General features: G+C 45.3%; 6 protein-coding genes. All 6 read left to right on the top strand.

The window, feature by feature from the left end; all coding sequences use genetic code 11:
• The first annotated feature begins 326 nt into the window (after positions 1–326).
• The 6 genes from QUA54_RS04895 to QUA54_RS04870 all read left to right on the top strand — a co-directional run bounded on the left by QUA54_RS04895 (position 327) and on the right by QUA54_RS04870 (position 14,420).
• Entirely contained in the window at positions 327–8,921 is an 8,595-nt protein-coding gene (locus tag QUA54_RS04895) for a LamG-like jellyroll fold domain-containing protein (protein ID WP_333413616.1), read from the top strand.
• A gap of 273 nt (positions 8,922–9,194) precedes the next feature.
• Positions 9,195–9,320 (top strand): hypothetical protein, encoded by a 126-nt coding sequence (locus tag QUA54_RS04890; protein ID WP_333413615.1) that lies wholly within the window; start codon positions 9,195–9,197, stop codon positions 9,318–9,320.
• 257 nt (positions 9,321–9,577) lie between these two features.
• Positions 9,578–10,570, top strand: coding sequence for a linear amide C-N hydrolase (locus tag QUA54_RS04885; RefSeq protein ID WP_333413614.1), 993 nt, complete (start codon positions 9,578–9,580; stop codon positions 10,568–10,570).
• A gap of 539 nt (positions 10,571–11,109) precedes the next feature.
• Positions 11,110–11,748, top strand: a complete 639-nt coding sequence (locus tag QUA54_RS04880; RefSeq protein ID WP_333413613.1) for a hypothetical protein — start codon at positions 11,110–11,112, stop codon at positions 11,746–11,748.
• Positions 11,749–11,863: 115 nt separating this feature from the next.
• Positions 11,864–13,408 carry an FAD-dependent oxidoreductase gene (locus QUA54_RS04875; RefSeq protein WP_333413612.1) on the top strand — a complete coding sequence of 515 codons (1,545 nt, stop codon included), beginning with the start codon at positions 11,864–11,866 and terminating at the stop codon, positions 13,406–13,408.
• Entirely contained in the window at positions 13,395–14,420 is a 1,026-nt protein-coding gene (locus QUA54_RS04870; protein WP_333413611.1) for a fatty acid desaturase, read from the top strand. The genes QUA54_RS04875 and QUA54_RS04870 overlap by 14 nt, the downstream gene beginning before the upstream one ends.
• The last annotated feature ends 73 nt before the right edge of the window (positions 14,421–14,493 follow it).

Here is a 14,493-nt window from a genome sequence, read left to right as displayed (position 1 = left end):
AAGCTGGACGGGCTTTAGGGTTAAGAGGGTAATATTCGTTCCCTCATTTTTTCATGAACTTATAAGAGCGATCGCCCCAACAGAGGTTAAACGATTGCTGACGCGAGTATCTGTAATTCGTCCGAAGCGCCTCTTGGAACCAACCTGTAGCTCGATTTGGGGAATTAATTAGCCAATTTAGTATATTGACAAAAGCCACTAATTGTGCATTTTGAGCTTTACAGCAATATAACTTCACACAAACATACCAACTTTATCTATTGCTCTTTGAGCGAAAAAACCGAATAATACATTCAAATATTCAAATACAATTAATTTCGCCCCTTATGACTACTTTCCTCCCCCAAGAAAAGCTCCAGAACCTAAACAGCATTGCCCACGAAGGTAAAATAGTCGTCTTCGCTACCGATACAGATGGAAATATTTCGTACACCGTCAAGCAGGATGGCTTTGAAGATAGTTATCTGAATACACCTGAAGATAAGAGAACTGGGTGGGAAACCTGGCAAACATTGGAATTCCCCAATGAGGAGAAAAATGACGAGTCGGTAATTGCTCAAGAAACCGCCGAACTCACCTACCAGAACGACACCAACAAATTTATTCTCAAGTCGCTCTACCAAACCCAGAATCAATCGGCTGCTGCTCCGGTGCAACTAATTTCTGCACTAGGACACATTTACGTTTTTCGTCAGTCTAAGTCCTATACTCTGTTGGTAGACCGCTTTGTTTTAGATGGGATGACCAATAAGCTGAACCGCAAGCTAGAAGTGCGGTTTAAGCGCAGTAAGCAGAAGCACACACCCACTAAAAACATGAACAAGGGTGCCAATGGACTAGAGAATGTTGACACTTTGGACTTTCGAGATGCGAATGGTAACTTTTTCTACGAACCCACAACGGAACTGTGTATAGTAAATAATCTGGACAAAGGCTGGTTTTCTGTTGTTTTAGTTCCCACCATTGAAAATGATGTCTATCGCTGGCACATTTTTGCCTACAACAAATCAACAGAAAAAGTCGAATTAACGACAATTCGCGCATCCGCCGAAGGGTTATTTAATGTCAAAGATTACACAGTTTTTGACGAGGTAAACGATACTCTTGTTCCCCGCCACATTCCGGGGGTAATTAAACGGACTTTAGATATTAGGGGTGTAACAGTCAACAATGATGTAACCGTCATAAATGGTTTAGCCGCTACCAAATACGATTTACAACAGGAGCAGCAAACCCAATCAGGGGAAATGCAACTGATTAGAACGGCAACCCGTTTGATGTTAGCAGTTCTCACAAACCAAGGCACGGCTGCATTAAGTTTTGCCATTGCTGGAGATGGGACATTAGCACAAATCGACGAAACACCCGATAGTACAATCATCCGCAGTAAACAGCGAGAAGTGCTGTTACCGTTGAATACTTTAGATGAAATCACAGCCTTTGGCGACAGTACACCACCCCCCCAAGGAATGATTACTGGTTTAAAAGTCGGTACAGACGAAGAAGATGCCGAAGATTTGGTGAAAATATCGACTGATGGCAACCTCGAAAAATTAGAAAATGGGGACGTTGTAAAAATTAGTCACACCAAAGATTATCATGGGCTTTATAGCACAAAAAGAGTAGATGATAATACCTTTGAAATTGACCTTCCAGTTGTTGAGTCTTCAGTTACTAATATGCCAGTTGGCACATTACTTTTTGACGGCATGATTGCCACCTACGAAAAGACAAACGATAGCAGATTAAAAGTTACCTATAAAAATCATGGGTTAGACAATGGGGATACTGTTCAGAGGGCTGGCTCAAGCACTGGAACAACTATCTACCCAGTGCAGAAAATTGACGATGCCCAGTTTTTCATTGAACGCTGGTTGGTAAACGCAGAAGCCAATGTGAAACTGATATCCCAGAAGCTGCGAGGGATAGTATTTGATGGGGCGGATGATTATATTTCTCTACCCAGCTTGGATTACGATGTGTTGGATACAGAATTTACTATAGAAGCTTGGGTGTCGTATGACAGTTTTCAAGATTATTCAAATATTATCCAATTTATGGCTGGCGAAAACTTTCTTGCATTTGGCATTGTACCAGTCACTAACAAACTGACTTTACTTACATTGTTTGGTGGACCACTAATAGAGTTTGAGGCTGTGGAGGATATCAATCCCAGTCCAGGCGAATGGATTCATATAGCAGCAACTTTTAGAAATAGAAATTTAGGAGATGGATCACTGGATGCATCTCTGTACAAAAATGGCTCCTTGTTGACTAAAAAAGAGCGTTTAAGAGATGATATCTCAGATATCTTAAATATGCCGACGAACTGTATTGGCAAAAAAGACTTAGATGGGAACACTTTTTTTAGAGGAAAAATTAGCGATGTCCGTATCTGGAACAACATCAGAAATGAGTCAACAATCACTAAGGAGATGCATCTGCGACTGACTGGTCAAGAGCGAAATTTATTGAGTTACTGGCCTTTAGATGCTATTACCGAAGGCAAAGTTATAGACTTGGTTAGTGGTAAAAATGGCACTGTCCACGGGGGCGCTTTTGTGAGTGCGGCAACCCCGGCTCGCAAACAAACACTGGGTTCTTGGGAGAAGCAAGAACAAGAAGCGGGCGGTTTAATTTTTGACGGCATGATTACCGCCTACGAAAAGACAGCCGATGGTAAGTTGAAAGTGACTTGTCCCAATCACGGGTTACAAGATGGGGAACAAGTACAGATTGCTGGCACAGAAGCCTATAACGAAACTTACCCAGTGCAGAAAATTGACGATACCCACTTTGTCATTGAACGCAAGTGGGCAACGGGAGAAGCCGTTAATGTGAAACTGCTATCCCAGAAGCGGCGAGGGATTGTATTCGATGGGAATGACGACTATATCGAAATTCCCGATGATGTCTTAAAAGCACCCTCAGCGAACGAAGACTTTGAAGCAACCTGTTCGGCTTGGATTTACGAGTCTGAGGTAGCAAGCGGAAAACGGTTTATTTTGGGTCAAAATAGCTGTTCTATGGAGCTTTTAATCAACCAAAGCGGCCAAGTTGTTTTCCGAGTAGTAACTGGTAATTTCTTGCAGAAGGTAGAAGACTCCAATCCTATAGCACAAGGTCAATGGGTTCATTATGCAGGGGTGGTTGACTACAACAAAAAAACTCAGGAAACCACACTGATGCTGTGCAAAAACGGTGTAGAGGTGGTCAAACAAGTTTTCCAGCACAATGTCATTGTCCTCCCAGTTCTAGAAGAAACACAAAAACTCCAAGCCACGGACAAAGAAGCTTTTGACAAATTCGGCGGCTCCGTCGCCATCAGTGGAGATACGGCTATTGTCGGCGCTTATCAGGAAGATACTGGCGGGAACGATGCAGGCAGCGCCTATATTTTCCAACGCAAGGCCGGCAGGTGGGACGAGGTCGCAAAACTCCAAGCCAGCGATAAGGAAACTGAGGACTTCTTCGGCTACTCCGTCGCCATCAGTGGAGATACGGCTATTGTCGGCGCTTATCAGGAAGATACTGGCGCGAGCAATGCAGGCAGCGCCTATATTTTCCAACGCAAGGCCGGCAGGTGGGACGAGGTCGCAAAACTCCAATCCAGCGACAAGGAAATTGAGGGCAACTTCGGCAACTCCGTCACCATCAGTGGAGATACGGCTATTGTCGGCGCTTATCGGAAAAGTAGTACTGACTGGCAGAGGGAGGGCAGCGTCTATATTTTCCAACGCAACGCCCAAGACGGATGGGACGAGGTCGCAAAACTCCAAGCCAGCGACAAGGTACGTGGTGGCCACTTCGGCTACTCCGTTGCCATCAGTGGAGATACGGCTATTGTCGGTGCTATTGCTACCGAGTACCTTACGGGCAGCGCCTATATTTTCCAACGTAATGCCCAAGGCAGGTGGCACGAGGTCGAAAAACTCCAAGCCAGCGACAAGGAAATTGAGGACAACTTCGGCAACTCCGTCGCCATCAGTGGAGATACGGCTATTGTCGGCGCTTATCTGGAAGATACTGGCGCGAACGCTGCAGGCAGCGCCTATATTTTCCAACGCAACGCGCAAGGCAGGTGGCAACAGGTCGCAAAACTCCAAGCCAGCGACAAGGAACCTGCTGACTTCTTCGGCTACTCTGTTGCCATCAGTGGAGATACGGCTATTGTCGGCGCTTATAACGAAGATACGGGCGGGAACAATGCGGGCAGCGCCTATATTTTCCAACGCAACGCGCAAGGCAGGTGGCAACAGGTCGAAAAACTCCAAGCCAGCGACAAGGAACCTAATGACTTCTTCGGCAACTCCGTTGCCATCAGTGGAGATACGGCTATTGTCGGCGCTTATAACGAAGATACTGGCGGGAACGATGCTGGCAGCGCCTATGTTTTTACTTTTCAAAAGGTTTCCCAATCCAGAATCGGAAAATCCTTTGTCGGCAAAATTGCCGATGTCCAAATCTGGAACAAAGCCCGTACGGCTCAAGAGATTAAAGACAATCTGTATCTGCAATTGACTGGCAAAGAAGTCGGTTTAGTGGGTTACTGGCGTTTGGGAGCAATTAGCGACGGTAAAGTTATTGACTTTTCGGTTAATGGCAACAATGGCACTGTCTTTGGGGAGCCCTATGTGAGTGCTGCGACACTGAACCGCAAACTAGCAGGGGGAACTGATGCAGTTCAGTATAGCAACCCTGAACTATTCGCTGTTAGTGAACGGGCAACTTATGAAGAAAGCTTTGAGTTTAAGGTAATTCATTCCTCAAAAGCTGTCGATGTTGACTATTTAAATAATGCAAATGGTCAGGGGAAGATTTTTGCTCTATCCTATTGGGGAAAAACCAGCCGGAGTGCTGAAGAGAAAAAGAACATTGTTGCGGTACAGAATGAATTTACAGAAGTAACCAATGGCTGGTATCGAGCTTCTTGCAACGTTACCATTCCTGAAAGGGTGAGTCTGTTGCGTTCCTTTGAGATTGCCAATATCAAAGGTAACTGGGCATCACTGGAAATTCGTAAACATCGTATTCGCTTGTTGTCTGAGAGCATTACTGAGGCTAAGTACACTGACACGATGACTCTTAACTCTTTGGTTAATAACCATGCATCCTTAGAAAGAAAACTCGAAGAGCTGGAATTAGAAGAGCTGAGGGAATTAGGATTGCTCAAAGAACAACGTCAGTTAGAATTGAACATTGCTACGTTGAAGTTAGCAGGAGATGCCAAAACAAAAGCTATAGCTGCTAAAGAAGAGCAAATTAAAAACCAAAACAAAACCATCAAAACTCTCGAAGGTCAACTGGAACGAGCGACACAGACTTGGCAAAGAGAACAGGATAATGTATTAAACTACTGGTGCAAATTAGTCTGCCGAGTAAATGAAAATTTTATCGCTCGTATTTATACAGAGTCGAAAGCACTTCTTTATGCTGATGTGGGAGCGAATGGTAATCCTTATTACAACAATAATTACTTTAAATTTGTGGCGACAGATGGCGGGTATTATCAGATTATCTCACAATTTGAAAACATAGGGTTAGTTGGGTATTCACAATCCGAAGTTTATGCTGACCCAAATTTTGATACAAAAAATCGTAATGACTCTCAATGGAAACCCGAAAAACATTCAAATAGTGATTATTATTTGATTTGCCATCGGAGTACTGGACAAGTATTGGATTGTCGTAGTATAAAGAACAACTTTAATGTTTGGATTCAGAACCAGAATCAAGCATATTATTCACAACAGTGGAAAATCATTCAGATTGGAAATGAGTCTAATAACAACATTAGTGATGCTAAAGCATTTGTGAATACTAAAACACAAGAGTTGACATTAGCGCAAAATCAGTTAATTCAATTTCAAGATGACCTGAATCTCCTAACATTAAGTAGTACTGACCAATCGGCTAAAATACGTGAACTTGAGGAACGTCTGCTGTTGGTCTATCAGCAAATCATTGATATTCAACTTCTGATAAACACCTACAATGACGAATTTCTTACCGGAGTTATAAATACCCAACAAAACCCGCAAAGCATGGGCCAAGTTGCTAAAGATAGCAAGGGATTGGTGACACAAGGAGCTTTACTCGGTTTTGTTAATTCCGCCAGCCGCCTGAATGCCATTGAAACCAGCGAAGGTAACGTGCAATTGAGTTACTTCGACCTCAAAAGACGGATGCGGCAAACAAAATATGATGCTACTGCGGACGGAAACAATGCCGCCTTTGAACAGTGGATTCCCGATGCCCAACGTGCCTGCTTAAACTTTAGGAACGACAATAGCGTACTTAGGTTAAATCAAGATCCCAATAACATCTTAGTACTGCCTGCAGACTGGACGATTGAAGCTTGGTTTGTCTATCCCTTGCCAGAAAAAAGTGGCGAGAATACATTGATCGGGAGACAAAATGCTGGAAAGTATATTGTGGTCAAAAATGGCAAACAATTAGGTAGTTATTTTGAGCAACAACTGCTGGGAGAATCTTTTTATGACAGCGGCTTCAATATGGAGTTTTTATCTGAGGGATGGCATCATCTCACTGCTGTAGGTCGAGGAGATACAACCCTGTTCTACATCGACGGCAAGAAAGTGGGCGATACTAAAGCCAAAGCTCTAGCAGTTGCCGAACAGCAGTTGAGCGCTATCTCCGATCAGGCTAGTCAGGCATACAAAGATGCCAAGAAAAGGGTTGATGACATCAAGCAAGCAATTCTGAAACTCAGCGGCAATATTGACTTCATCGGTAATCAAGGGGAAAGCGCACAACAATTTGGGAAACTGGCAGAAGTCCGCATTTGGGGAGTCGCCCTGAGTGATGAAGAAATTGCAGTCAATAGCAAAACCCTGCTGAGTGGGAACGAGCCGGGTTTACTGGCTTACTATCCGATGAATGAAGCCACAGGAGTTGAAGTCCGCGATCATTCTGGGAATGGATATAATGGCACGATGTCTGGTGAAATCTGGTGGGGTTGTAGTGCGCCCATTGGCAAAGTTGAGAGCAACTTTGAAATTAGCGATGCCCTCGTGTCCAACGAATACAGTAGCGTTACCATCGAAAATAACCGCAAGGTTGCAATCATGCGACGGTTCTTTGCCTATCCGACTATCGATGGAGTTACTTTACTACCCGATAAGCGGGTTGAAGCCTTAGAACTAAAATGGATTGGTAACGCTCAGTTTGCTCCGACTCTGTTAGGTTACATCGAAGGGGCGCCCCCCGTACCCAGCGAAAACCTAACCTTGTCAGACGACTATAATAGTGCGACTTCTGTAGAATTAACCATGTCTGAAGATGTGGCGTTTAGCTGGAAACGAGTGCAAGATTCTGGTTTGGGTGCGGATACGGAAACATTTGTAGGTGGTGATACAGAAATAAATGCGGGTCTTGGAATCACGACAAAATTAGCGGCGCTCCGTGCTGGTTTCAAAGGCAAGTTTAAATTCAACTACCAGTTCCAGAATGAGAGTAGCATTGGCTCCAGTTCATCCCTGAACATGACGGATAAACTGGAACTGCGGGGTACATCAGAAGAAACCGCGAAATTCCCCCATCTCGGCACACGCTTTATTCCCAAAAACGTAGGCTATGCCTTGGTTATCTCGGCCTTAGCAGATGTGTTTGTCACCCGACTTTCCCGTAGTGGTAAAATGGTCGGCTACCAAGTCCAACCTGTTGACGGCATTCCCCCCGATGTCAACACTATTACCTTTTTAATCAATCCGGCATACACCATGAACGGTAGTTTAGATGGGTTAACGGGTAGCATTGCGACAAGCGATCGTTTTTTCAAGCACGTTCCCGAAATGCGATCGCAGTATGGTTCCCTCTATCCCGCCAGTTACTATCGCTTGCAAGAAGCTTATGACCTCAAACAACAAATTGAAGAAGAGGATAAGCGAAGGGAATCTTACTTTTCTAATTATGATGTGGGTACGGTCGATGAACTCTCTTTGGCTCGGAATATAGACAGTGGTGATGCACCAACCACGATTGGGGTACTACCAGAAGGAGAAAAACCCGAAAGTGAGATGACTGAAGAAGAAAAGAAAAAAGCCGAAGAGGCAAAACGTAAGAAGGCTGAAGCGGATGCGGCAGCAGTACTCGATAACAACAGTCCCGCTGTCAAGCAAAAACAAGCCGAAATCCGCAGCAAAATTGACGACGAAGAGAAACGAGCACAAGCCACAGACAGTTTTGCTGGTTGGCAAAAACGGATGGAAAGCCTGCAAATTCGGTCTGGCAAGCGCAACATAGTCAATACTTACGTTTGGGATGCTGATGGTGGACTGCGAACCGAAGCCCAAAGCTTTGCCAACACAGTGGAGCATACCATTGGAGGTTCCTTTACGATGGATGCCGGATATGGTGCTGAAGGGAAGTTTGTCGCTGGTGCGGCTGTAGAACTAACTGCCCTAGCCACCGTCAACCTGACCCAAACCATGAGCAAAACCGAAAATCGCAGTAAGGGCTTCCAGTTGAACGTAGATTTGGGTGGTCTGGAACATAAAGGCATCACCGATTACGACGATAAACCCATTCTCCCAGGGGAAAAAGTTGATCGCTATCGGTTTATGAGTTTCTACCTCGAAGGTAGCACGCAAAATTTCCACGACTTCTTTAACTATGTCGTTGACCCCGAATGGTTAGCTAGTAATGATGAAGAAGCACGGGCTTTGCGGGAAACTCAAGCAGGTAAACCCAACAAAGCTTGGCGGGTGCTACACCGAGTCACCTACGTGGAACGTCCGGCGCTGATGGGATTTGGTCGGGATGTTCGCAAACTACGGGTTGCGGCTGCGATTTCTGAAAATCAACAACTGCTGGATAAAATAGCCAATTTGGAGAAAAAGAACCAAAAACTAGAGGAGAAACTTGATACTATTCTCGATTTGCTGAAAGCGCAGAAATAGTTGATGATTCAGGGAGGGGGTATCTTCTCCCTGTTTTCCAGTTTTTGCGATCGCACTTCAGCATGATTGGATTCACGAATCAGGAGAGCGATCCTATTGGGATTGGGTTTGAGGGTAAGGGGTGCGATCGGGACTATGTTTGATGATATGGCTGGAAAATCAAGGGAGCAAGCGCCCGTGTTTTTGCACGAATAGCATCGCTATCTAGCTGGTCAACAGGCATTTGGCATAAGTCTCCATATACTTCGGCACTACGAGCCGCAATGCGCTGATATGCTGAGTGCGATCACCGTCGTCGCACCTCGCGGGCGATCGCCTCCACAACCATCTCGTCAAAAGATTCACTGCCTCCTCGAAACTGCCTTGTTTGCTCAAGGCGATCGGCCCGAATGCGGATAGTTACAGCTTCTCGCTTTTCTCGCTTTATAGTTGCAGCCTATGCAATCAAAAAATTATCTGATGGCGAACTAATTAGCCAATTTAGTAGATTGACAAAAGCCACTAATTGTGATTTTGTGACTCACAGCAATATAACTATACACAAACATACCAACTTTATCTATTTCTTGTTGAGCTAAAAAGCTGAACAATACATAAGTGAAAGCTAATAAGCTTATCTTGCCTACTAACTACTGAAAATTCAGGAAAATAAAGCAATGTGTACTAGAGTTGTTTATCTTGGACCAGAAAAAACCATCATCACTGCACGCAGCATGGACTGGAAGTTTGACATGGGGACAAACCTTTGGGCATTTCCACGAGGCATGAAGCGTGATGGCGCGGCTGGACCTAACTCCATTGAATGGACTTCCAAGTATGGCAGTGTTGTGGCGACTTGCTTCGATAATGGTTCAGCCGATGGCATGAATGAGGAAGGACTGGTCGCGAATATGCTCTATCTTACTGAGACAAAGTATCCGACTCCCACTGACGAACGCAAAGCCCTAGCCCTTTCTGCTTGGGCGCAATACGTCTTGGACAACTACGCCACCGTTGACGAGGCAGTTAAGGAATTAAGAAACGAACCGTTCTACATCGTGTCAAGTGATGCACCCGATGCTACGGAAGCGGAAGGAACTATCCACCTATCGATTTCTGACCCTACAGGTGACTCCGCCATCTTCCAGTACATCAAAGGCAATTTGAACATTCACCATAATCGGGAGTATCAGGTAATGACCAACTCACCGACCTACGACCAGCAACTTGCGCTGAATAAGTATTGGGAGCAGATTGGTGGAACCACCATGCTACCTGGCACCAATCGAGCAGCCGATCGATTTGTTCGAGCTTCGTTCTACATCAAAGCGATTCCCAAAACGTCTGATATCAATGAAGCGATCGCCAGTGCCTTTTCGGTCATTCGCAATGTGTCAGTACCTCTGGGCATCAGTACAGAAAAAGAACCCAATATCTCCTCCACGCTTTGGCGCGTCGTAGCCGATCACAAGAACAAGCGTTATTACTATGAATCTACTCGCCATCCGAATGTATTCTGGGTCAACTTATCAGATATGAATTTCACAGCAGGAGAACCGACGAAAAAGCTGACGCTGACGGATAATCACTTTTTTGCTGGCAATGTGGCCGAGAAGTTTGAACCTACCGAGCCGTTTTCGTTTGTTCCCAAAGCCAAGATAGATTCTTGAAGGCATAATCAGGCAAGCGATTCCTTACGGAATAGCGAGAGTTTCAAGCATTTTCGATGAAGCTCTCGCTATCCCGTATGAATTGGGTTTGAGGGTGATGGGGTGCGTTAGCGAAGCTTACCGAAGGTATCGGCTTGAAATGAAGATCGAAGGGCGATCGCCCCAACAGAGGTGAAACGGCTGCTGACGCGAGTATCTGTAATTCGTCATCAAGCCTCTTGGAACCAAGCTGTAGCTTTAGTTGGGGAATTAATTAGCCAATTTAGGATATTGACAAAATCAACTACTTGTGAAATTTGAGGGTCGCAGCAATATAACTTTACACAAACATACCAACTTTATCTATTTCTTGTTGAGCTAAACAACTGAATAATTAATAGTGAAGTTTTTTAGTGAATGTACGCTTACAGTAATTGGGCCCTTGTCCTTCTCCCCTCTGCTATCTGCATAAAAGCCTTCTTTTATTAACTACCTGTTTTGGGGCATAAGAATCCTTAGCGTTCCTTGCTGTGTGCATACTACTCAAATGGAGTCACTACATGAATGTTGACGAAGTTCTGGACACTGTAGAACAAAGTCTGCTATCTAGGAAACTCAGTTCCCTTGAGCGCTTCATCCTGTGTCACTCATGGCTCGGACGCGGTTATAGCGAGATGGCAGCCGATTGTGCCTATAGTATTGCTCACATCAAGGATATTGGCTCCCAGTTGTGGCAGGCTTTTTCAAAAGCATTAGGAGAGAAGGTGACGAAAAAAAATCTGTTTTTAGTCCTGAAGCAATATCTGCTCTGCCGGACAGGTGAAACAGTCAATAGTGACCAGTTACCAGTGACCTTTTCGTTGGTAGAAGTAATAGAACCGCCACTAACGCCTACCACTAATCAGTTATCAGTTGCCACTGATTTTGTGGAGGCTTCAAACTCAGGGGATAGCGAGCAATTATCACGGATTTGCGATCGCGGCGAGCTGGTAAAACAAGAAAACTCGCACGTAGAGAGAGAACAGCAGAAGTGCCAAAATTCCACAGATAATAATGACCTCAAAAAACAGCTTCTGGGGGCGATACACTGCTATGAGCGATCGACTGCTATGGGCGATCGACTGTTGTGGGCGATCGCTAAAAGATGTCAAATGGGTTTTATAGCCCTCCTGATAAATCTTCCTACTTTTCCTACTTAATTTATTGCAAAATAAGGATTAGTATTTTTGACAAATGCCTTCAACAATCCCGTAAGATTGAACAGTGTTTTATTTTAAGTAACTAGAAAGGTTTCACAGAATTGGCAGAAAAGAAATGACTTTACAGAACAATGGCACCAGCCACCATTCATATGATGCCGTGGTTGTTGGTGGTGGAATTATCGGGAAATCCATCGCCTTTGAACTAGCCCGTTCCGGTTTGAAGGTGGTGCTGATCTATCCCCAACAGCAGAATAGTGATGGAGCCTCGCTGGCTAGTGGTGCTATGTTGGGCGCCTACGGCGAGATTACTGCCGACCAAGAGACTCTCGAAGAACGCCTGGAACTGGAGTTTCGGATCAAAGCGCAGAAGATTTACCCTGATTGGCTCTCTAGTGTGAGAGAAGCATCGGGGCAAGATATCTTCACCACACAAGGGACATTTATTATCGGCAACAATGCAGGCGATCGCGATCGCGCCAACCTCAAGCGCATGAAAGCCCAACTAGAAACCTATAATGAACCCCATGAGTGGGTCGATCCAGACGACGTTCCCGGTTTAGATGCCAACAATTCCTGTCCCGCGTACCAAGCTTTGTTTATCCCTGGTGAAGGGTCAGTTGATTCTCACAACTTACTATCAGCCCTTGAGGTGGCGATCGCCCAACACCCCAAAGGGGAAGTTTTAGACGATAAAGTTGTGAAGATCGATTTTGGGGAAACCGAAGGCACATGGAACATCCAAACCGAAAACCACGGTTGCATTTCCACTCCAAATGTGGTGGTGTGTGCGGGAGCTAAGGTTCCAGAAGTTATCGGTGAGACACTGTTTTCCAAGCTGAAACTGCCTGCGGTGTTATTTGGCAAAGGCACCAGTTGTATCTTGGCAGATGCTCCCCATTTTCCCCATACGCTTCGCACTCCCAATCGTTCCTTTGCTTGCGGATTGCACGTTGTTCCTCGCAGTGAGGGACGCTTATACGTTGGGGCAACCAATTCTTTGAGCTTGACTGCCCAAATGAGTTTGGGAGTTCAACCTCAAGACCTCCTCTATATTCTGGGTGATGGAGCTAGCCAGTTCAATACTGCGCTGCGAAATACCAGAATCGAAGAAATGCGTTATGGATTGCGTCCCATTCCCGCTGATGGGATTCCTTTAGTTGGGAAAACTGCATTTCCAGGGTTGTTCGTGGCGACGGGAACCTACAGGAATGGGATGCTGATGGCTCCGTTGGTTGCCCAGGTGGTGACGGCAGAGTTACTTGGCAAACAACTTCCCACTGAGAATGTGTTCTCGCCGATGATTGAACGTCGTCGCAATGACAATCCGTTCCAGCGGTTGCTGGATGTCGGTGCCCGCGATTTGATGGCAACAGTACGGGAACCCGGTGGCTTTTTGCCATACAATCGCACCCGCGAACTAGAGTCCTATCTTCGCCTGCTGTTTGAAATGGCAGTCATCGACAACTCGGCACACGAAACGCTGCGGGAAAAGGCGAGGCAGATGATGCGCGATGTGCCATTGGATGAAGTTTTTCTGTCCATTTATTACGAATTTATCAAAACCGCCGTGCCTTCCTCTGTGCCACAAGTTAACCCCCAATTCACAAATGGTAAAACTGACAGCGTTGCCAAGAGTGTCGCTAATGCTAAGGGTTGAGCGTTATCGCTTTGACGGCGCAATCCTGAGAGAGTTGAGTTCTTGCTTTGATCTGGATAATTGGCACGGGTTCCTGCAACTTGTTGAGGATTGGGTGATTATCGCTCTCGCGGTGTTTGCTTCTAGGTGGACATGGCAGCACTTGCCGCTAGTCGTGGGTGGGATGGTTTACTTCATTGCGATTTTGATCATTGGTGCCAGGATGCGTGCTTTGGCAGATTTGCTGCACCAGTCAACCCACAAAACCTTAGCGAAGAATAAAGTGTTCAATTTTGTTTTGGGGACGTTTCCTTCGGGTTATCTAGTGCTGCAAAGTTATTCGGGTTATCGCTCCTCCCACGTTTTCCAGCATCACGGTCATTTTGGGGACTCCAAGCTAGACCCAGATTACATTGGGTTGCAGGAGAGTGGGTTGTACGGAGCGAATCTAGAAGCTAACAGCGTGCGTCGCTATTTATGGAACATTGTTCACCCGGCAACGACTCTGACTTACCTGAGCTATCTGCTCAAAAACAGAATTTTGAATTCGCAGGAGGAATTGAGAGAGAAGCTGGTGCGCCTAGTCTATGTGATTGTGTTGAATTCAATGTTTATCGGTCTGGGTTGGGGGTGGTTGTTAGTGCTGTATTGGTGGGTTCCTTTGTTGATAACGGCTAATTGGGTTGGAGCGTTTATTGAGTTGTTCGAGCATTACCCGTTGATGGAGGTGACTTCGGAGGGAATTGAAGGCAAGTTCAAAAATCCCCAAACCCAAATCCCAAATCCCAAATCGGTTGACTTGTTTATGTCTCGCAACCGGCTTTGCTCTCCAGTGGCGAATTTTTTACTAGGGATTCATTGGGAAGGTTATCACTTGTTGCATCATCTTTTTCCTGGTGTTCCTTCGTGGCGGTACAAGCTAGCGCACCAGATTTTGATGAAGGATGAGGTTTATGCTTCTCGCAATCAAGAAAGGGGTTGGTTTAGTTTATTTAGGCAAGTTATCCCATCTAATAACGAGTATGTTGACTAATGACCTTGAGAAACCCAAATATTCGGAGAATTGTACAACCTATTTTTCGCTTAAGTCAATCGTCTAAAATTGT

The organism is Microcoleus sp. MOSTC5 (genome assembly GCF_036701825.1).
GTDB lineage: Bacteria > Cyanobacteriota > Cyanobacteriia > Cyanobacteriales > Microcoleaceae > Microcoleus > Microcoleus asticus.
This window is presented reverse-complemented; position numbering and strand designations above follow the sequence as displayed.